At 56.9% G+C, this 20,656-nt stretch carries 12 protein-coding genes; 10 read left to right on the top strand and 2 right to left on the bottom strand.

Annotation, left to right across the window (positions count from 1 at the left end; translation table 11 throughout):
* The first annotated feature begins 209 nt into the window (after positions 1–209).
* The gene (locus NLX71_RS22815; RefSeq protein ID WP_254366072.1) at positions 210–521 is read left to right on the top strand and encodes a PQQ-binding-like beta-propeller repeat protein; all 312 of its coding nucleotides are present in this window, start codon (positions 210–212) and stop codon (positions 519–521) included.
* A 99-nt stretch (positions 522–620) separates the two neighbouring features.
* On the opposite strand, the gene NLX71_RS22820 is transcribed toward NLX71_RS22815, so the two are convergent.
* Complete coding sequence (locus NLX71_RS22820) at positions 621–2,129, bottom strand: class I adenylate-forming enzyme family protein (protein WP_254366073.1); 1,509 nt, start codon at positions 2,127–2,129, stop codon at positions 621–623.
* Positions 2,130–2,317: 188 nt separating this feature from the next.
* On the opposite strand from NLX71_RS22820, the gene NLX71_RS22825 reads away from it, so the two are divergent.
* Both NLX71_RS22825 and NLX71_RS26700 read left to right on the top strand, forming a co-directional pair.
* Complete coding sequence (locus NLX71_RS22825; RefSeq protein WP_254366074.1) at positions 2,318–3,928, top strand: acyl-CoA dehydrogenase family protein; 1,611 nt, start codon at positions 2,318–2,320, stop codon at positions 3,926–3,928.
* A 234-nt stretch (positions 3,929–4,162) separates the two neighbouring features.
* Positions 4,163–4,294: a hypothetical protein gene (locus NLX71_RS26700; protein WP_302058402.1), complete on the top strand. Its 132-nt coding sequence runs from the start codon at positions 4,163–4,165 to the stop codon at positions 4,292–4,294.
* Positions 4,295–4,560: 266 nt separating this feature from the next.
* Here NLX71_RS26700 and NLX71_RS22830 read toward each other — a convergent pair whose 3' ends face one another.
* Positions 4,561–4,785, bottom strand: coding sequence for a helix-turn-helix domain-containing protein (locus NLX71_RS22830; RefSeq protein WP_010496660.1), 225 nt, complete (start codon positions 4,783–4,785; stop codon positions 4,561–4,563).
* 162 nt (positions 4,786–4,947) lie between these two features.
* Between NLX71_RS22830 and NLX71_RS22835 the strand changes: the two genes are divergently transcribed.
* From NLX71_RS22835 to NLX71_RS22865, 7 genes are all read left to right on the top strand, one after another.
* Positions 4,948–5,223 (top strand): hypothetical protein, encoded by a 276-nt coding sequence (locus NLX71_RS22835; protein WP_254366075.1) that lies wholly within the window; start codon positions 4,948–4,950, stop codon positions 5,221–5,223.
* Positions 5,224–5,434: 211 nt separating this feature from the next.
* Complete coding sequence (locus tag NLX71_RS22840) at positions 5,435–5,854, top strand: type II toxin-antitoxin system Phd/YefM family antitoxin (RefSeq protein ID WP_254366077.1); 420 nt, start codon at positions 5,435–5,437, stop codon at positions 5,852–5,854.
* Positions 5,847–6,434, top strand: coding sequence for a Fic/DOC family protein (locus NLX71_RS22845; RefSeq protein ID WP_254366078.1), 588 nt, complete (start codon positions 5,847–5,849; stop codon positions 6,432–6,434). Before NLX71_RS22840 ends, NLX71_RS22845 begins: the two co-directional genes overlap by 8 nt.
* A gap of 235 nt (positions 6,435–6,669) precedes the next feature.
* Positions 6,670–9,942, top strand: coding sequence for a non-ribosomal peptide synthetase (locus NLX71_RS22850; RefSeq protein WP_254366079.1), 3,273 nt, complete (start codon positions 6,670–6,672; stop codon positions 9,940–9,942).
* Positions 9,943–9,949: 7 nt separating this feature from the next.
* Complete coding sequence (locus NLX71_RS22855) at positions 9,950–14,686, top strand: type I polyketide synthase (RefSeq protein WP_254366080.1); 4,737 nt, start codon at positions 9,950–9,952, stop codon at positions 14,684–14,686.
* Between the two features lie 12 nt (positions 14,687–14,698).
* Positions 14,699–15,937, top strand: coding sequence for a MupA/Atu3671 family FMN-dependent luciferase-like monooxygenase (locus tag NLX71_RS22860; protein WP_254366081.1), 1,239 nt, complete (start codon positions 14,699–14,701; stop codon positions 15,935–15,937).
* Positions 15,934–20,631 (top strand): non-ribosomal peptide synthetase, encoded by a 4,698-nt coding sequence (locus tag NLX71_RS22865; RefSeq protein ID WP_254366083.1) that lies wholly within the window; start codon positions 15,934–15,936, stop codon positions 20,629–20,631. Before NLX71_RS22860 ends, NLX71_RS22865 begins: the two co-directional genes overlap by 4 nt.
* Positions 20,632–20,656 lie beyond the last annotated feature (25 nt).

Consider the following 20,656-nt stretch of genomic DNA (forward strand, 5'->3'; position numbering starts at 1 on the left):
GTCTGCACAAAACAGAAATGGCCTGCGTGCGTTAACTAGCTAAGAATCCCACGGCTTTAGCCGTGTTGGAGGCTCAACCGCATTATAGTACCTTCTCTCTGGATAGCCGGGAGGTCTGGTTCAATGCCTGCCATTTCTATAATGGGGAGACGATTAAAGTCCCAATCGCCGAGCTGACAGACAATACAGTTGACAAGGAATGGCCCAGCATGAATGAAGAAATGCGGGTATACGCCGCGGCTCCAGTATCGAATGGCCAAATTCTCGGCGACGCTTACGGCTACCTGCGCCTTATTAACAGCGAAGGTGAGGAGATTTGGCGCTATTTTGTCGGCAGTACGATTACCGGTCTTGCCGTGTCGGCTGATGAAGCGCTGCTTGCCGTGGGAACGTACGGCGGCATGCTGCATTTCATTGATTTGCAGAGCGGAGAAAAGGATGCGTACACGATCGGCACTGCACCGATCCAGGAGATGTCCAGATGGATCATCTGGAAGGACGAGGCGCCGCTGCGCTGGTAGCTGGAAATGCTATACCCCTGCTCATCAAAGCGTGGCCTGCCATTGCTTCGATAGGCAGGGGGTTTACGTATTACCGCAGCTTCCTTACGTGCGAGCCGATCATCGCCAGCTCCGCGACAGCGAGCAATCACGTTTCACCTGCTGCTTCAAAATCTTCCCGCTCGCATTCCTTGGCAGTTCATCTACGAAGGAGTAAATACGCGGACATTTAAACGTAGCCAGATGTTCAGCGGCAAACGCACGCAGTTCTTCCTCAGTAACATTTTCCTTGAGCACAAGCACCGCTTTGACGGTTTCGCCCCACTCTTCATGAGGAACACCCACGACACAGGATTCCAAAACGGCATCATGCTTGGCGAGGACTTCTTCGACCTCACGCGGATAAATGTTCACACCACCGGAAATGATGACATCCTTTTTGCGGTCTACGATGTAAATATAGCCATCTTCATCGCGATAGGCAATGTCGCCTGTGTACAGCCAGCCTTCCTTGATGGCCGCGTTCGTTTCCTCCGGGTTATTGTCATATTCAAGCATGAGGCTGTCGCCGGTTAATACGATTTCGCCATATTCATGTGGAGCGCTATCGGTGCCATCAGGACGAACGACCCTGATTTCCATATTAACGGTAGGGTGCTTGCCGATGCTTCCGGCTTTCTCCAGATGTTCCTCAGGATATAAGAGGATGCCATTCGGTCCTGCTTCTGTCAGCCCATAAACCTGATAGAAGTTTTCATTCCGGAATGCTTTTTTAACTTGATGATAGGAGGCGAGTGCAAGCGGTCCGCCACCGTAAGCGAATACGCGCATACTAGATAAGTCATAAGAGGATAGGTCAGCATCCTTGGCTGCAAGCAAATAAGCAACTGGTGCAGCAAAAGAGAAGGTCGTCTTTTCCCGGTGTATCCAGTTCAGGAATCCTTTTGGCGTAAAATCCCCAATAACATGTGAAGCTCCACAGTAAAAACCACTCATGAAAAATGTATTTAAAGGTGCTGAGTGGGAGAGCGGCATCAGCGTGAGCATGGAATCTTTATGGGAAAGGCCGAAATTAGCGGAAACTGCCGCAGCAATCGCGAGGATGCGTTCGTGGTTAAACACGACCCCTTTGGGCGTGCCGGTTGTACCTGAAGTGAAAAGAATTTCGCAAACATCCCGCGAATCCATTGGCATATTCAGATTCTCACCTGAAAAGATTACGGATGCTTCTGCGCTTTCCTGAATGGAAAAGCAGTGCTTCAAGCTGCCGCCAGCTTTTAGCGCTGCAACCGTGTCGGACAGCTCATTTTCATACAGGACTCCAACTGCATTCGAATTTTGAAAAATAGCCCTTAATTCCCCGGGGGTCAAACGGATATTCATCGGCATCGGAATAGCACCGATTTTCATGCATGCGAAAAAAGCATAAAAGAAATGCTCATGATTTCGCGACATCACAGCAATCCGGTCGCCGCGTTGGACGCCTTCATCCTGCAAATACCTTGCCAACCTGTTGGCGATTCTGTTCATGTCTCCGTAGGTAAGCCGGTTCGAAGCCGTAATAAAGGCGTCCTTGCCAGGAAACTTTCTTGCGTTCCTTTCCAATACACCATGAATCGTTGCCCCCACTTTGCTCAGCCCCTTTAAGAATCAATGATGCTCAGCTGTCTTGGTCTGGCTGTTTTCGTACTTTTCTATAAGTCAAAATGTCTTCCCGCAGCTATTTGTTATATCTCCCTAGTTGACGTTAACGTTACCTGAATTTTATAATAATTCTGGAAATTACATTTTGTCAATCAAAAAAGGAGTGATTTTCCATGAACGTCACTTTCCAGAACCAGCAGACGAGAGGAAGGAATTCATACACATTTGATGAGTTTTTGGATCGGCGCAGTCATCTGGATTGGTATAAGGATGATCCTTTTTTGCAAAAAGCCCTAAACACATTTGCAGGCCCCCACTATGAACAGATCCATCATGAGCTGCTGAATTTTTCTCCGGCTGTTTCGTCTCAATGGAACCTCCTTGCCGAGAGGGCAGCGAGACCTGAAGTCCGCCCATATATGCTGCACTATGACGCTTTTAACCATCGGATTGACCGCGTCGTCCGGCCCATGGAAACCCTGCAGCTTGAAAAAGAAGTGTTCGGCGAAGGTCTTTTTTCGAGCAGCATGCAGGCTTGGGAAAGCTTTGCGAAGCGCATGCTTATTCATCAGCTTGGAGAAGCTGGCGTGACCTGCCCGCTGACATGCACGCTGGGATTAATCGCGCTCCTTGAACAGTATCCGAATGAAGATCATCCGGAGCTGCGGGAAATCTTGCAGCATACGAAAGAGGGAAGAAATGGGGATTTCGCAATCGGAGCCCAATTCATGACCGAGATTCAAGGTGGGTCCGATTTGCCGGCCAATGTGCTGGAAGCCGTGCCGGATGGCAAAAACTATCGCTTATACGGGAATAAATTTTTCTGTTCGGTAGCCCATGCGGACTACTCTGTTGTCACGGCGAAAATTTCCGGTACCGATACCGTTTCGACCTTTATTGTGCCATCATGGCTGCCAGGGGATAAAGAAAAGGAAAAGCGCAATGGCTATGAAATTAATCGAATCAAATGGAAAATGGGAACGGCAGAGCTGCCGACAGGAGAAATTCAGTATGACGGGGCACAGGCTTATCAGGTCGGTCCTGCTGGGAAAGGAGTCGCAGTTGCCGTTGGAATTGTCCTGACTTTATCGCGCCTTGAAATTGGCATTGCCTGCGCGGCTTTCATGCTGCGTGCTGCCCGGGAAGCAAACCTTTATGGCGATTTTCGCACTGTTTTTGGAAAAAGGGTGAAAGATTACCCGCTATCAGCCAGAACCTTAAAGCGGATTGAAAACGCCGCACAGCGCACGACAACAGGCGCTTTTAAGATCTATGACCTATTCCTGCGTCTGGATCAGCCTCTCAACGCGGGCATTCCAGTCGATCAGCCGCTTGAACTGCGAAAGCAGCTCTTTAATTTGAGAGAGCTTATTCTACTGCAAAAAATCTGTACGACGAGCGAAGGGGCGGAGGTTCTGCGGGAGGCCATCTCCGTTTTTGGCGGCCATGGGGTCATGGAGGAATTCTCCTCACTGCCGCGAATTTTCCGCGATATCGTTGTCAATGAGCAGTGGGAAGGTCCGCGCAATTTACTGCTGACCCAAATCTACCGCGATATTCAGAGAGTTGCAGATTGGTATCCGCCGGCAGATTTCGTCGAGAACGTGCTGGCAGGCGCATCTAAGGAAACGATGAATCGATTCACTGAGCAGCTGACTGATCTGCTTCAGCGTCCGGTATGCGGGGAGGTCAGTGACGCATCGCTTGAAGCTGCTGAAGAATGGGATACGTTCTGTGATTCCTTTTTCAAAGCGTATCAGACGATCGCGCTGGAGGAAATTTGATCGCAGGTAAAAGTAGGATAAGACGCTGGAAGGAAGGGGTTTGCACTGATACGCAAAGGAGCTTCTCGGTTGTTATCCGGGAAGCTCCTGGTTTTACTTTCCGCTTCGTGTGGAAGATCCTTGAAAGTTTTGTAGAGGAACAGGGGGGAGCATGTTATAATCGTCTCTATGGACTATGAATAGTGGTGGATGTTTTCGGACCACGGCGCAGCCTCCCGAAAGGGGGTGACGCCGATGGTCAACCTTGTGGCGCTTTATGATGTGCTGCGTTGGATCGCGACGGTTCTAAGCCTTGTGTTTGGAATCCGTAAGCTCTATCGCTGGACACGTCGTAAGTTTCGTAACAAGCGAAAACCCACCGCGTAATAGGTTGAGCGCCTACGGTGGGTTTTGCTGAACTAAAATTTTGTTTTGGCGCGCCGTGGTGATCCACAGCCTTTCAGGTCCTAAGAGTCTTTACCGTTCGCAGCGGTGAAGGCTCTTTTTAGTATACGGATAAACTGGATTTGCTTATACAGCTAGCTTCGAAACAACATTGACGTTGTCTTTATTTTATCACGGCATTTTACGTCATGCAACGTATAACTCCCTAGGTCTGGAGCTTCTCCGCTGTTATCCGGGAAGCTCCTTTTTTACGCTTCTTTTTTGTCTTCAGGTTCATATTCAATTAATTCGGACAAGGTGCATTGGAAGGTATCGCATAGCTTGAATAACGTTTCCAGCTTTGTCGTCTCGATATTCGTTTCCCGATATAACTTATTGATCGAATTTCGACTAATTCCCGATAACCTCATTAAATCCGATATATCATCGATTCGATGTTCCGCCATGAGCTTTCTCAAGTTGCATTTCAACATTTCGTTTGCCCCCTATGGTTACTATATTACTCTGAGCATGTATTATCTACAATTACAATAACATTATTTAACCTTGTAGAGTAAAAAAATAACTTTACATTATCATTATAGAGTTATATAATAACCTTATAAGGTTAATTGCGTGATTTAAAGGAGGATAATATGGTCAATTCAATAGGAAATTCCCTTCAACAATTCATTGGTCATCGTGTAGATGAAATTACGGAAAATCTTATGGCAACCAATACAACCTACAAATTGCTTTCAAATCAATGTACCCAGCACTTTATACAAATACAAAAATACTTGCCGAACGATCTTCAACAAACCATGTTGCAGTATGAAGAGACGTTGCTCTCGCTTCAAGCAGTTATTGAAACTCATGTTTATACCCAAGGCTTAAAGGACGGGATGACCTTGCGTGGATTGTTAAAATAAAGGGTGGATGATTGTCCTATAAAGGATGATGTTCCTATCCTTGCTATCATTTACTCTAATGTTTTATCGTTTATGTAAAACGAAGGAGGAAGCTAGCGTATAGAGACGAGAGGCCAAAAGTGTGTCCGTAAAATGTTCCGTATGTTTATACGGAGCTTTATGGTATGATAAGTAAATACGGTGATATTCTTGGCAAAGGAGAATGACTTAGATGGATACGTCCATGTTTAAGCCGACATTCCATGTTGACCAGTTGATTTCTTCTTCGGAAGCGTCAAAAAAATTCGGTGAAGTGCGGAAAAAAGCCAAATCAGTGCCTCAGTATATTACGGAAAATGGGAATGTAGATACGGTCATCCTTAGTTATGAGCTGTTTGAGTCGATGTTCCATCGCCTGAATCAACTGGAACAGCAAGAGCTTCAGCGCGAGGTGGCTCTTAATTATGATCCGGAAGCAACTGAATCGGATAAAGACATGAATGCAGCGATGCGCCAAGCGCAGGCTAGTCTGGCTATCGAAGGGCTTGTGTTGCCGGAAGAGGGTCAGAAATTAGTCCAGAAGCGACTAGGGGGGGAGATTTCTCAAGCTGACTTCTTGAAGGCGGCCCTTGAGATCGCGACCCGTGAATGATTTTGTTCAATCCAAATATTGCTATCCCGGCACCGATGTGTTGATTAATTATGCCGGAATTCGTGACGAGGAGCAATTGAAGGTTTTCGAAAGCATTGTGACCGCTAACCGGTTAGCTCAGTTGATTCTAACGCCAACCCCTGGAAATTTTGACTTGACGCATTTAAAAAGCATCCATCATCATATTTTCCAAGACGTATATCCGTTTGCCGGTAAGCTCCGGGCAGAAGATATTGCGAAAGATACTTTCCGGTTTGCGCCTACACAGTTTTTGGAATCGTCTGCGGCTGATTTGTTCCGCGACCTTGCCAAGGAGAAATTCCTAAAAGACTTGCCAATGGCGGACTTTGCAAAGCGCGTGAGTCATTATATGGCCGAGATCAATGTCCTGCATCCGTTCCGGGAAGGCAACGGCCGTGCGCAGAGGGAATTTATCCGTCAGCTCGCCGTGAATGCCGGTTATCAGCTGGACTGGTCGAGGGTGGACAAGTCTTTGGTCATGCAAGCTTCCATTCGCTCCAAGGTGGATACGCAGGACCTCTCCGATGTCATAGGGCATTGCCTTGAGAAGATGCACTAATTATTGTATCGGGTTAAACATTAGTACGGTGAAGCAATCGAAAATAAGTTGATGTAAAAGGGATAGGCCGCCATACGTTGGTAGGCCTTTTTTCCATTTCTAATTCGAAGGATGATAATTCATTAATATGGTTTAAATTCAATATTAGGTATTTATAGCAAACAAATTCCAATCATGCTACAATGATATCGAACATCTGATTACATGGAGGTAATGAAGACAGGGAGGATGAGGAATGAACGCAATGCCTTCAGGAACGTTTCCGCTGACGCAAGCGCAGAAGCGGATCTGGTTCATGCAAAAGATGCATCCCGATTCCGGTTTCATGAACTTTGGTTTGACCGTTCAATTTTTGACGCACGTGTCTCCCGAGTTGCTGAAGAAAGCCATCGTTCAATTCATGTTGGAAAATGACTCCATCCGGCTCTCAATCACAACCTCAGCCTCGGACGATCCCGGCATGCCCCGACAGTATATCAGCCCGGAAGAACCTCCAGATATCTCGCTGCTAGATTTCTGCAACGAGCAGGCACCCGACCAGGCGGCTCGCTTGTGGATCGACGCTGCAACCAGACAGCCTTACCCGCTTGAAGCTTCCCGGCTCTATGATTTTGCTCTCCTCCGCCTTTCCGACACCGAATTATGGTTGTATCTCAAATGTCATCATATCCTTGGAGACGGTACCGCCCTCGTGCAGGCCGGGGCCGACATCGCAGACCTTTATTTGTGCTTGGCCCGAGGGCAGGCACGGGATTTTCAAAAGAAGCCCTCCTATCTCGAAGCGATCGACCGGGAGCACGCCTATCTGGAATCGGACCGGTATGCGCAAGACCGCCAATATTGGGACGAAAAGTTCCGGACGTTGCCGGAACCGCTTTCTTTGGCCCGGACCGGAAATCCGACGGGAAGCCTGGAAAGCGGCCGCTACGGGTTCGCGATCGACGGCAGCAGGAGGGAGCGCGTCGATGCCTTCTGCCGGGAGGCCGGGGTCAACCCTTCGGTTTTCTTTCTTGCTCTCTTCTACGCCTATTTGTACCGGATGACGGGCCAAAGGGACATCGTGCTCGCCAGTATAACCGGGAACCGGACGAGCCCCCGGGACAAACACACCTTCGGCATGTTCGCGGGTGTGGCTGCTTTTCGCTACGAAGTCGATCCGCAGCATGCTTTTACATCGCATTGCCAAGCCTTTGCCAAAGCCTATACGCGCATGCTGCGCCACCAGAAATACCCCTACAACCAACTCGTGGCCCGAACGAGGGAGCGTCATCCGATTACGGGGCCGTTGTACCATATCGGGACAGAGTTTCAAGTGATGAATTTCCGCAAGGATGACGAGATCGGCGTTGCAAGCGAAATTCATTTCAGCGGCTCGATCGCGGATGAATTGCATTTTCACGTTAAGGACCATACGAATTCCGGGTTGTACCGGCTGGATTTCGAATACCAGCGGGCGCTGTTCGGCGAAGACGAAATTGCGGCGCATGGCGAGCGGTACATGAACCTGCTGGACGATGCGCTGTCCCATCCGGAGCGCACGGTGGCAGACCTGTGCCTTCTATCGGAAGCCGAGGCCAGGCGGATTTTGACCGATTTCAACCGGACGGAGCGGGATTTCGGAACGCAGCGCACGTTTGCGGAGCTGTTCGCCGGGCAGGTCCGGCGGACGCCCGATGCGGTCGCCGTCGAGTTCGGGGACGAACGGCTGACGTATCGCGAGCTGGAGCAATGGACGCGTCGGCTGGCGCACGGCTTGCGGAGCCGGGGCGTGGCGGCGGAAAGCGTCGTCGCGGTGATGCTGCCCAAGGGGCCGGAGCTTATCGCTGCAATGATCGCGGTTCTCCGCGCAGGCGGAGCGTATTTGCCGATTGATCCGGATTATCCGGCGGAACGCATCGCTTATATGTTGAACGATTCACAGGCTCCATTCCTTATGACAAAAGGGGGGATCGGACAAACCGTCGCAGGTTGGAGAGGCGAGGTCATTCTTGTTGAGCCGAAGGAAGCGCAGGGAGGTGCGGTTGAAGAGCTGAGGGACGTTCATTGGCCCTTCCCCGGGGAGGGCGATCTCGCTTATATCATCTATACCTCCGGCTCCACCGGGCAGCCGAAGGGGGTCATGATCGAGCACCGGGGACTCGGCAACCTCATTCATGCGACGAAGGACAGGCTGGGGCTATCCGGCCGTACGAGGATCTTGCAGTTTTCGTCGTGCAGCTTCGACGCTTCCGTGGTGGAAATTTTCCCCGTGCTGTGCAGCGGGGGAACGCTTGTGGCCGATACCCGCGAAGCGATGCTGCCGGGCAAGCCGCTGGTCGAGCTTATCGGTAAAAAAGCCGTCAATGTGTTTATACTCCCGGCATCCGTGCTTGCTATGCTGTCGGAGGTCCCGGGCAGTGCGGGCGCCTTGCGGACGTTGGAGACGGTGATCTCGGGGGGCGAGCCTTGTCCTGCCGAACTCGCTGCCGCGTGGAGCGTCAACCGGCGCTTTATCAACGCCTACGGTCCGACGGAAGCCACAGTATGGGCAACCGATCGAACGTTCGATGGCGGCAGGCTGCCGCCGGATATCGGGCGGCCCATTGCCAATACGCAGGTATATGTGCTGGACGAGAACCGGAAGCCGGTTCCGGTCGGCGTCGCTGGCGAGATGTATATCGGCGGAGCGGGACTGGCCCGCGGGTATTGGAACCGTCCCGGGCTGACGGCCGAGCGGTTCGTGGAGGCGGAGCTTGACCTGCCTGTGCCGGGAGCCGTCCGCTTGTACCGGACGGGAGACTTGGCCCGCTATTTGCCGGACGGAAGTCTGGAATATATCGGGCGTGCAGACCATCAGGTCAAAATTCGCGGCCATCGCATCGAGCTGGAAGAGATCGAAACCGTGCTGGGTCTGCACCCGGAAGTCCGGCAAGCCGTGGTCGTCGTTCATGACGATGGCAGCGGCAAGCGGCTGGTTGCTTTTGCGATCCCGGTCGCGGACGGGACGGACAAGCCGCAAACGGCGGAACTGCGCGCCTATTTGCAGGAACGGCTTCCCGCGTTTATGGTGCCGCATTTCGTCCGCGTGGTCGACCGGCTGCCGCTGACGCCGAGCGGCAAAGCAGACCGGGCCGCTTTAAGCAAGCTCGGCTTCGAAGAGCCGGCCGCTCAATCAAGCGCAGCTCCGCTCAATCAAGCGGAAGAGGTGCTGGCGCGGATCTGGAAAGAGACGCTCGGCTTGTCGCGGGTGGGCGTTCAGGATCACTTTTTCGACTTGGGTGGAGATTCCTTCCGGCTGCTGCGTGTTCATCAGCGCATCAGGGAGGCGCTGGACGATTCCGCGACCGTCGTCGATCTGTTCCGTTTTCCCACGATTCGTGCGTTGGCGGGTCACTTGAACCGGAGCCGGGGGGCTGTGCGGGAGGAAGTGCCCGGAAGCGGCAGCAGAAGCAAAAGCGCGAACCGTATGACGTCCCAGCGAAAGGAAGAAATAGAAAGGCAGAAACGGCTTAGAACGCAGAGGAGGTAAAGAGCTTATGGAAGCGATTTCAAAAGATGGGGAACTGCGGGGAATTGCGATTATCGGGATGGCGGGAAGGTTTCCGGGGGCGGGCGATTTGGAGCAATTTTGGGCCAATCTGCGGGATGGGCAGGAATCGATTGCCTCCTTCAAGGAGCCGGAGAAGAACCGGGTTCATGCCGCAGGGATTTTGGAGGGAGCGTCCGACTTCGACGCCGCCTTCTTTGGGCTGACGCCGCGGGAAGCGGAGATGACGGACCCGCAGCATCGGTTGTTTCTGGAATGCGCCTACGAAGCCTTGGAGTCGGCGGGATATCCTCCGACGAGGTGCAGCGAGCGGGTCGGGGTGTACGCGGGCAGCGGGCAGTCGGATTATATCCAGCATGTGCTGAGCCATGACGAGCTTGCGGAATCGTTCGGACCGTTCCAGATCGGCATCGGCAATTACCCGGACTTTCTCGCTACCCGCGTTTCGTACAAGTTGAACCTGAGCGGCCCGAGCGTCGCGGTGCAAACGGCCTGCTCCAGCTCCTTGGTGGCTGTCCATATGGCGTGTCAGGCGCTGCTCACATACGAGTGCGATATGGCGATCGCGGGCGGCGTGTCGGTCAAAGCGGACCAAACGGCGGGCTTCGACTATCAGGAAGGGGGGATTCTGTCGCCGGACGGGCGCTGCCGCGCGTTCGACGCCAAGTCCCAAGGCACGGCGGTCGGGAACGGGGCCGGGGCCGTCTTGCTGAAGCGGCTGGATGAAGCCGTGTCGGACGGGGATACGATTCTGGCCGTGATCCGCGGTTCGGCGGTCAATAACGACGGGGCGCAGAAGGTCGGGTATACCGCCCCCAGCGTGACACGGCAAGCCGAGGTCATCAAGGAAGCGCTGGCCGTCTCGGAGATCGACCCGGCGACGATGACGTATATCGAGGCTCACGGCACGGGCACCGCGCTGGGCGATCCCGTCGAAGTGGCCGCCTTGACGGAGGCGTACCGCGAGGCTGCGAGCCGAAAGCAATACTGCGCCATCGGATCGGTCAAAACGAACATCGGCCACCTCGACAGCGCCGCCGGGATTGCCGGACTGATCAAAACGGTGCTGTGCCTGCAAAATAAAATGCTGCCGCCGAGCCTGCACTATACGGAGCCGAATCCGAAAATCGATTTTGCGAACAGTCCTTTCTGCGTGATCGACCGGCTCAGGGAATGGAACACGAACGGGTATCCCCGCCGGGCCGGGGTAAGCTCGTTCGGCATGGGCGGCACGAATGCACACGTCGTGCTGGAGGAAGCGCCCTTAGTGGAAGCGGCACGGCATCCGGAGGCCGGGGCTACGTTCGCCAATGTGGAGCCGGAGACGGACACGGGGGCCGCCGCTTGGAACGTCATCGTCTTGTCTGCCAAAACGGATACGGCCTTGCGCCGGAAGACGGAGCGGTTGATCGGCTATTTGCAAACGAACGGGGACGCTCTCTTATCCGACGTGGCCTACACGCTTGCCGCAGGCAGAGAAACGTTCGCCCGGCGGCTCGCGGTGGTCGGCTGCGATCATGGGATGGTCGCGGACGGATTAATAGCGAAGCTCGCGGACCTGCCACCATCCGGCCGGGACGCTCAAGAGTCCGCAGGTGGCGGCGAACCGCCGCTGGGCGTGACCTTTATGTTTACCGGGCAGGGGGCGCAGCACATCGATATGGGCGCCGAGCTGTACGAATCCACGCCCGCGTACCGCGAGCAGGTGGACCGGTGCGCCGAACGGCTGCAACCGCTTCTCGGCCTTGATCTGCGGAACGTGCTGTATCCGCCGCCGTCCCAAGCGGAGGAAGCGGCTTCCCGGCTGCGCCAAACCGCTCTGACGCAGCCTGCGCTGTTCGTCCTCGAATATGCTTTGGCTAAGCAATTGGAGGCTTGGGGCGTTCGTCCGCAGGCGATGATCGGCCACAGCATCGGGGAGTATGTGGCCGCTTGCTTGGCGGGAGTCTTGGCCGTAGACGATGCGCTGACCGCCGTTGCCGCGCGCGGAAGTCTGATGCAGGAGATGGAACGCGGGGCAATGCTGGCGATCGCGCTGTCCGAAGCGGAAGTACGGGGGCTGCTGGCCGCTGCGTGCCCGGAGCTGTCCGTAGCCGCCGTGAACGGCCCGACGTCCTGCGTGGTATCGGGGCCCTTCGAGGCGATCGAACAGCTGGAGCAGACGCTCGGCCACAAGAACGCCGTATCGAAGCGGCTCGTGACCTCGCACGCTTACCATTCGGCGATGATGGAGCCGATGCTCGAACGGTTCGCCGGGGTCATGCGTGGTATCGCGCTGCATGCGCCGCAGCTTCCGTACGTCTCGAATGTGACGGGAACGTGGATTACGACCGGGCAAGCGACGGACCCGATGTATTGGGTCCGGCATTTGCGGGACACCGTCCGCTTCGCAGACGGAATCCGCCTGCTGTCGGAATCGGGAAGAACGGCCTTTCTGGAGATCGGTCCGGGGCAGTCTTTGACCTCGCTGGTCCGGCAGCAAACCACCCGGAACGCGACACCCGGGGCGTCGGCGGTGAACACCCTGCCCCCGGCGGCAGCAGGCAAATCCGCGTATGCCAGCGTCCTTCAGGCGCTGGGCGAGCTGTGGTCCGCAGGCGCGGACATCGATTGCGCCGCATGGCATGAGGGGAAAGCGCGCCGCCGGGTGCCTTTGCCAACGTATCCGTTCGAGCGCTACCGCTATTATTTGGAGAAAAAGGTTCGAGTCGCCCCTGCCGCTTCTGCCGATGCGGTCGCAGCCGCCGGACAGGAGCGCCAGGCGGACATGGCCGACTGGTTCTACGCTCCGGTATGGAAACAAACGCTCCTACCTCCGCAGCGACCGGCCTCTGGAGCCGCAGCGCCGCACAAGCGGACGTATCTGCTGTTCCACGACCGGTATGGACTGGCTGAGGCCTTGAGCGAGGGCTTGAAAAGCAAGGGGCACGATGTTGTCGCCGTGCTCGAAGGCGGCGGATTCCGGCAAGTGGAGGAGGACGTGTTTACGGTCCATCCCGCACAAGGCCGGTCCTATGAGGAGCTGCTGTATGCTTTGGCGGCACAACAGCGCTTCCCGGATGCCGTCATCCACCTATGGAACGTCATCGAACCAGAATCGGAGGAGGAGGCTGTCCCCGTCTCTATCGCACAGCGTTACGCCCGCTCCCAGCAGCTTGGGCTGTACAGCTTGATGCATTTGGCCCAAGCGATCGGCATGCAGGCGGCGGCGAAGCCGACGGAGCTAATCGCGCTGACCGGCAGCCTGCAATGGGTCGCCAACGAGCAGGTACGGAGCCCGGAGCGGGCGACCTTGCTCGGGGCGCTGCGGGTCATTCCGCAAGAGTACGCGCAGATTCGGGCGCGTGCCGTCGACGTGAGCTTGGCCGATCTCGCTTCGGCTTCCTCCGGGCGCTTGATCCGGCAGCTGCTTCAGGAGATCGAGCACGGGGGAGAGGACTTTGTCGTTGCGTACCGGGGGATGCAGCGCTTCACGCAACTCTACGAAGCGGTCAAGCTGCCGGAAGCCGGTCCTGCGGACGCCGCCTTCCGCGACGGAGGCGTGTATCTGGTGACGGGGGCAACGAGCGAAATTGGCTTGCGGCTGTGCGAGGAAATCGCCCGGACGGCGAAGGTTTCTTTCGTGCTGATCGGGGATGCGTCTTTCCCGGATGTCCGCGAGTGGGAGCATGACTTGCTGCATAGCGGGGAATCGGACGATACGGCCAAGATCATCAAACGCATCCGTGCACTGGAGCAAAATGGAACGCCTCTGCTCTACGCCAGCGCCGATCTGACGGATGAAGCCGGGCTGCGGGACATTGTGCGGCAAGCGGAGCGGCGGTTCGGCGCGATTCACGGCGTGCTATTCGCCCAGGAGCCGTACGGCTCGGGCTTGATCCAGTTCAGCGACCGGGAGCGGTCCGAACGGGTCGTTGCGCCTCAGGCGCTGGGGCTGCTCATCTTGGAATGGCTGCTTCGCTCCCATCCGCTGGAGCTGATGATCGTGTTCTCGCGCACGATCTCGTTCACCGGCGGCGTCGGACTGATGGATCAGTGCGCATCCCATCATTTTGTCGATGCGTTCGCCAAGTGGCATGCGGCCGCTGGAGGCCGAACCGTCGCCGTCAACTGGGGCATGTGGCAGGACGACGTCTGGGTCGGGAAGCAGACGGAGCTCCCAGTGGACGTCAAGGAGCATATGCTGCAAATGCAGGCGCGATTCGGAATTACCGGAGCGGAAGGACTGGAGGCGATCCGGCGCATTGCGGCCAGCGGCCTGTCCCAAGCCGTCGTGTCCACGCAAAGCATTCACGATGCGGCGGGCAACGGATGGCTGAACGCCGCGGGCCACGCTGCTTCGGATAGCCGAAATAGCCGGGCAGATGCGGTTTATCTAGATGGCGAATCGTCTCAAGAACCGCCGCAAACCGAGGCGGAGCAAAAGATTGCGGCGATCTGGGAGACGCTGTTCGGGATTCCGGGCATCGGCAGACAGCAGAGCTTCTTTGATTTGGGCGGCAATTCGCTGCTTTCGATCCAGCTTGTTGCCCGGCTGCGGCAAGCGTTTCATGGCGATATCCCGATGGATGTTATTTTCCAGTCGCCGACGATTGCCGAGCTGGCCGAGTCGATTGCGCAGACGCAGGTCAAGCCGGAGGAGCTGGACGAAATCGAACGCTTGCTCAGCGAAATCGAAAATTTGCCGCAGGACGAGCTGATGCAGCTATTAAGCCGCGAGGGATAAGGAGATGAGGAAATGAGCGGCATTCACGAGCGGCTGGCGGCGCTGACGCCGGAGCAGCGGGCGCTGCTGGAGCGGCGTCTCAAGCAGCAGGGGATCTCGCCGCCGGATACAGCAAGCGGCGCGAAGCCCGGGCAGGGACAGGCTGCGGCGGAAGCGGCTTTTGTCCCGAAGCGCAGGCGCAGCGAGGCGGCCATGGATTTCAGTCTGTTTTTCTTCTCCGGCGACGGTTCGACTACGGACCGCCATAAGTACGGGCTGCTGATGGAATGCGCGGCGTTCGCGGATCGGCACGGGTTTAAGGCGGTGTGGACGCCGGAGCGGCATTTCGAGGAGTTCGGCGGGCTGTACCCGAATCCTTCGGTGCTCAGCGCAGCGCTGGCGGCGGTCACGGAGCGGGTTGAGCTGCGGGCGGGAAGCGTCGTGCTCCCGCTGCACCACCCGGTTCGGTTCGTGGAGGAATGGTCGGTCGTGGACAACCTGTCGGACGGCCGCGTGTCGGTCGCTTTTGCCACGGGCTGGCATCCCGCCGATTTTATCCTCGCGCCGGTGCAGGACCCGGACTATTATGTCCATCGCAAGGAAGAGCTGTTCAAGTCCGTCGAACAGGTTCGGGCACTATGGAGCGGGGAGGCGGTTCCTTTTACCGACGCCAGCGGAGCGGTGCACCGAATCAAGACACTCCCCCGGCCGATCCAAAGCGAGCTGAACCTGTGGATCGCCACGAACGGGAACGAGGAGACGTACCGTCAGGCCGCCGAGATCGGAGCGGGCATCCTGACCGGCATTCTCGGGAACGGCTTTGCGGAGCTGGAGGGCAAGATCGAGCGGTACCGCGAAGCGCTGCTCCGGCATGGCTACGATCCGCAGACGAAGAAGGTCGCGGTCATGCTCCATACCTGCCTCGGGGAGAACGACGAAGCGGTCAGGGCGAAGGTGGAGCGGCCGCTGAAGGAATATCTTAAAACCTTTTTAAGCCAGCAAAGGCAAATTCTCGCCGACTACGACGACATGACCGACGCGGACTTCGAGTCGATTGTGTCCCGCGCCTTCGACAAGTATTACCGCGAAAGCTCCCTGCTCGGAACGCCGGACAAGTGCGCGAAGCTGGTGGAGACGCTCCGCGATATCGGCGTCGGGGAGATTGCCTGCCTGATCGATTTTGGCGTGGATCGGGAGACGGTGATGGAAGGCTTGGCATTATTATCCGATTTGCAGCGGAAATTCGCCTATGACAAGGAGCTGATCCCATGAAGAATCTGACCGATCGTATCCAATCGCTGACGCCGGAGCAGCGGGCGCTGTTCGAAAAGCGGCTCAAGCAACAAAACTTGAATGCGCAGCAGCTAAGCCCGAATCCGGCAGCCGCAGCCATCCCCCGGCGGAACCATACGGGCCTAAGCCCACTTTCCTTCGATCAGGAGCGGCTCTGGTTCTTTCACCGGATGCACCCCGAATCGCACGCGTACAACGTGTACGGGGCCGCCCGTTTGAGAGGAAAGCTGCATCATGGGGCGCTGGAGTACGGCATCAACGAAATCGTCAAGCGCCACGAGGCTTGGCGGACCGTATTCGGGCGCGTCGATCCCGTGCAGTCCGTGCTGCCTGAGCTCCGCGTCAGCGTCCCCGTGGTGGACCTGCGGGATGTTCCCGAGGAGGAGCGGGAAGCCGTCGCTCAGCAGCTTATGCGCGAAGAGGTCCAGCAATTGTTCGATCTGGAAAAAGGGCCGCTCATCCGCTTCAAGCTGTTTACGCTGTCGGATACGGAATCGACGCTCGTTTTGACCATCCATCACATTGTCATCGACCGGCTCACTTTCTCGATCTTCTTCGAAGAACTGATGGCGCATTACAAGGCGGCGCTTGCAGGCGTTCCGGCCGAGCTCCCGGAGCTGCCGATCCAGTACGCGGATTATGCCGAATGGCAGCGGAATTACTTGCAGGGCGAAACCCGGGAGAAGCTGCTCGCCTTCTGGAAGGAGCAGTTGAAGGATTGCGAGTACGTCCTCGACATCCATACGGACTTCCCCCGGCCGCCCGCGATCACTTACCGAGGAACGCGCGTCTTCCTTCGGTCGTCGAAGGAGACTTTGGACGGGCTGAAGGCGATCGCCAAGCGGGAAAACGCTTCGGCCTTCATGATCGTGATGACGGTGTTCAAGGCGCTGCTCTACCGGTATACCGGGCAAGCCGACATTCTGGTCGGGACTCCGCTCGCTAACCGCAGCCGAATCGAGATGGAAAAAGTGATGGGGTACTTTCTGACCATGGGTACGCTGCGTTCGCGCATGTCGGGAGAGATGAGCTTTATCGACCTGCTGCGGCAGGTGCGCGATACCGCCAGAGAGGTCTACAAGCATCAGGAGCTACCGATCGGTCTGCTGCTGGACGAGCTGCGGGTTCCGATCGACCCGAGCCGCAACCCGCTGGTGCAGGCGGTATTCGTGTATGTGGACGTGCCGGAGGAGAAGTTCGCGCTCCCTGAGCTGGAAGCGGAGATTGAGATGATCGACGGGGAGACGGCCAAGTACGACGTCACCATCGGCTTAACCGAAACGGAAGACGGGCTGGATGGCTTTCTCGAATATTCCCCGGATCTATTCCGCCGGGAGACGTTCGAGCGCATGAGCCGGCACTGGGAAGCTCTGCTGCACAGCATCGTGCGCGATCCGCAGCAATCCCTTCACGAGCTGGCGATGCTGTCGGACGAAGAGCGGCATCAGCTCATTGACGGGTGGAACGAGACGGCGCAGCCGTTCCCGGACGATTCGTGCATTCATCACTTGTTCGAGAGACAGGCCGAGCTTACGCCGGACGATCCGGCCATCGTGTGCGGCGGCCAGTCCATGACGTACCGGGAGCTGAACCGGCGCGCGAATCAGGTCGCCCACGCTTTGCGGAAGCGGGGAGTCGGGAAGGAAGCGGCTGTCGGTTTGATGTTGGAGCGCTCGCTTGAAACGGTCGTCGGGCTGCTCGGTATTCTAAAGGCTGGAGGCGCGTACGTCGCCATCGATCCAGCTTATCCGGCCGAGCGGATTCGCACCATGATCGAGGATTCGGGAATCGAAGTCCTGCTGATTCAGCCTAAGCTGGCGGATGCGGGAGCGGAGTCGGTCTCGGCGGTGCGTCACAAGCTCGTGCTTGACGGGGGCGCATGGCAATCGATTTCGGAGGAAAATGCGGACAATCCGCGCATCGAAGCGGATGCGGGCGATCTGGCCTACGTGATGTATACGTCGGGATCGACGGGCAAGCCGAAGTCGGTAGCGATCGAGCACCGCAGCGTCTGCAACGCGGTGGAAGCGGCTATCGGGCTGTTCGGCTTGTCCAGAGGCGGCCGGATGCTGCAATATGCGTCGACGACGTTCGATACGTCGGTCTTGGAGATTTTTGCGACGCTCGCTTCGGGTGCGGCACTCTGCCTCGTCAGCCCGGAAGCGACGGCGGGAGGCGAGGCGCTGCACCGGTTTTTGGAGGAGCAGCGGATTACGGCGATGGTGCTGACGCCGTCCGTCTTGTCCACGCTAACCCCGGAGCGGCTGCCCGATTCGCTGCGTACCGTGGGATCGGGCGGGGAAGCGTGCACGCTCGACATTCGCGCGTGGCTGTCGGATTCCAGACGTTTGCTGAACCTGTACGGCCCGACGGAGGCGACGATTTTCGCGACGGCTCACGAATTCGATACGGACAGTCTATCCGCTTGCATCGGGCTTCCTATCGCCAACACGCAAATGTATATTTTGGATGAGAGCTTGCAGCCCGTGCCGGTTGGCGTGCGCGGGGAAATGTATATCAGCGGAGCGTGTCTGGCCCGGGGCTACCGCAACAATCCGGAGCTGACCGCCGAGCGGTTCGTAGACCATCCGTTCCGGCCGGGCGAGGTCATGTACCGGACGGGGGATTACGGCTGCCGGCTGCCGGACGGAAGCGTCGAGTACCTTGGGCGGCGCGACGATCAAGTGAAGCTGAACGGCATCCGGATCGAAATGGGAGAGATCGAAGCCGCGTTGAACGGGCATCCGGCGGTCAAAGAAGTCGCTGTTCTGGTCCGGCAGGTCGCGTCCGCCTCCGTATCCGGCAAAGCCCTCTGCGCCTATTACGTCGCGGATCGGGAATTGGATGCCGCGGAGCTGCGCACGCTGCTGTTGATTCGGCTGCCCGCTTACATGATCCCGGCTCATTACATGAGGCTGGACGCTTTTCCGCTGACGTCCAGCGGCAAACTGGATCGGAAGCGGCTCCCGGAGCCTGCGGCGTTCGGCGGCTCGGCAGCGGAGTTCGTTCCCCTGGAAGGCGAGCTGGAAGAGCTGATGGCTTCCGTGTGGCAGGAGGTGCTGGGAGCAGAAACGGTTGGACGCGAAGACAACTTTTTCCATATGGGAGGAGATTCCATCAAGGCGATCCAGATCGCATCGAGATTGTACCGCAGAGGCTGGGACCTTGAGATGAAGAACATATTTTTGACTCCGGTGCTGAAGGAGCTTTGCCTCGATCTCAAGCTGGCTGACGGGCAGGTGCAGATCTCGCAGGACGCTGTGGAAGGACCGATAGCGGAAACGCCGATCGTACAGTGGTTTTTTGACCGTGACTTCGCTTCTTCGGCCCATTGGAATTCGGCGGTGATGCTGCATTCGGAGACTGCTTTGGACGAAACCGCCTTGAAGCGGGCGCTGGAAAAGCTGGCCGAGCATCATGACGTGCTGCGGTCCGTGGCGAGGGGCGAAGGGGGCCGCAAGCAGCTTTATAACCGGGGACCGGCGGAGCAGCCGCTGATCGGTTTCGAGGTCGTGGCTCCGGACGGCGGCGATTCGATGGAATCGGCCGTTCTGGCGCACGCCAATCGGCTGCACGAGAGCATCGATCTGGCGAACGGTCCTCTGATGAAGACCGCCTTGTTCCGGACGCCGCAGGGCGATCTTCTGCTGCTCGTCGCTCACCACTTGGTGATGGATTGGGTGTCGTTGCGAATTGTGCTGGAGGATTTGGAAGCGGCTTACGAGCAGGCGCTGAACCACGGGGACATCGTCATGCCGCCCAAAACGCATTCGTTCCAAGCTTGGGGGGAGGCTTTGCAACAGTACGCCCGGAGCGGCGAAGTGCTGCGCGAGGTCGATTATTGGGCGGCCGTCGAGAGTACGCCGTGCGTGCCTGTGCCAAGGGACTTCGAGGCTACGGGCGACCGGATGAAGGACGAGGCTCAAGTGATGATCACGCTGCCGCCGGAAGAAACGGAGCGGCTGCTGAAGCAAGTCCACCGCGCTTACAATACGGAAATCAACGATATTTTGCTGACCGCCTTGGGCCTGACCTTGAAGGAATGGATGAACACGAACCGGATCGTGATCCATCTGGAAGGGCACGGTCGGGAGAGTGTCATCAAGAATATGAACATTACCCGCACGGTCGGCTGGTTTACGTCGCAGTTTCCGATCGTGCTGCCGATGGAGCACACGGATGATTTGGGCTACCAGATCAAATCGGTCAAAGAGCATTTGCGGCAGCTGCCGAATCACGGGATCGGCTATGGCTTGTTGAAATATATCACGCCCCGGGAAAGCGTGCCGGGCTTGACGTTCACGCAGCAGCCGGACATCTGCTTCAACTACCTCGGTCAGATCGATACTGATCTGCGCAATCGGTGGTTCGGTCCGTCGCCGTGGCCGGTCGGCCGTCCGATAAGCCCGGAAGCCGAGCGAATGGCTTCGCTCTTCATCACGGGCTATGTGCAGGACCGGAGGCTTCACATCGCGATGGATTATAACCGCACGCATTACCGTCACGACACGATCGCCGCTTTGCTGGACAAGCTCCAAAACCGCCTGCTGGACCTCATCCGCCACTGCGGGGAGCAGACCGCCGCCGAAGCCACGCCCAGCGACTTGGGCTATAACCGGCTGACGCTGCAAGAGCTGGATCAGCTGAATGATCTGGTCGATACGATCGAGTAGCCTCTCCGGCTGCGGCGCTACAGGA

This window comes from Paenibacillus sp. MZ04-78.2 (genome assembly GCF_024213375.1).
Classification (GTDB): Bacteria; Bacillota; Bacilli; order Paenibacillales; family NBRC-103111; genus Paenibacillus_G.

Excerpts from the sequence above, each read along its gene's own strand:
- NLX71_RS22815 (WP_254366072.1), top strand. The coding sequence starts at position 210 with ATGAATGAAGAAATGCGGGTATACGCCGCGGCTCCAGTATCGAATGGC.
- NLX71_RS22825 (WP_254366074.1), top strand. The coding sequence starts at position 2,318 with ATGAACGTCACTTTCCAGAACCAGCAGACGAGAGGAAGGAATTCATAC.
- NLX71_RS26700 (WP_302058402.1), top strand. The coding sequence starts at position 4,163 with ATGGTCAACCTTGTGGCGCTTTATGATGTGCTGCGTTGGATCGCGACG.
- NLX71_RS22830 (WP_010496660.1), bottom strand. The coding sequence starts at position 4,785 with ATGTTGAAATGCAACTTGAGAAAGCTCATGGCGGAACATCGAATCGAT.
- NLX71_RS22835 (WP_254366075.1), top strand. The coding sequence starts at position 4,948 with ATGGTCAATTCAATAGGAAATTCCCTTCAACAATTCATTGGTCATCGT.
- NLX71_RS22840 (WP_254366077.1), top strand. The coding sequence starts at position 5,435 with ATGGATACGTCCATGTTTAAGCCGACATTCCATGTTGACCAGTTGATT.
- NLX71_RS22850 (WP_254366079.1), top strand. The coding sequence starts at position 6,670 with ATGAACGCAATGCCTTCAGGAACGTTTCCGCTGACGCAAGCGCAGAAG.
- NLX71_RS22855 (WP_254366080.1), top strand. The coding sequence starts at position 9,950 with ATGGAAGCGATTTCAAAAGATGGGGAACTGCGGGGAATTGCGATTATC.
- NLX71_RS22860 (WP_254366081.1), top strand. The coding sequence starts at position 14,699 with ATGAGCGGCATTCACGAGCGGCTGGCGGCGCTGACGCCGGAGCAGCGG.
- NLX71_RS22865 (WP_254366083.1), top strand. The coding sequence starts at position 15,934 with ATGAAGAATCTGACCGATCGTATCCAATCGCTGACGCCGGAGCAGCGG.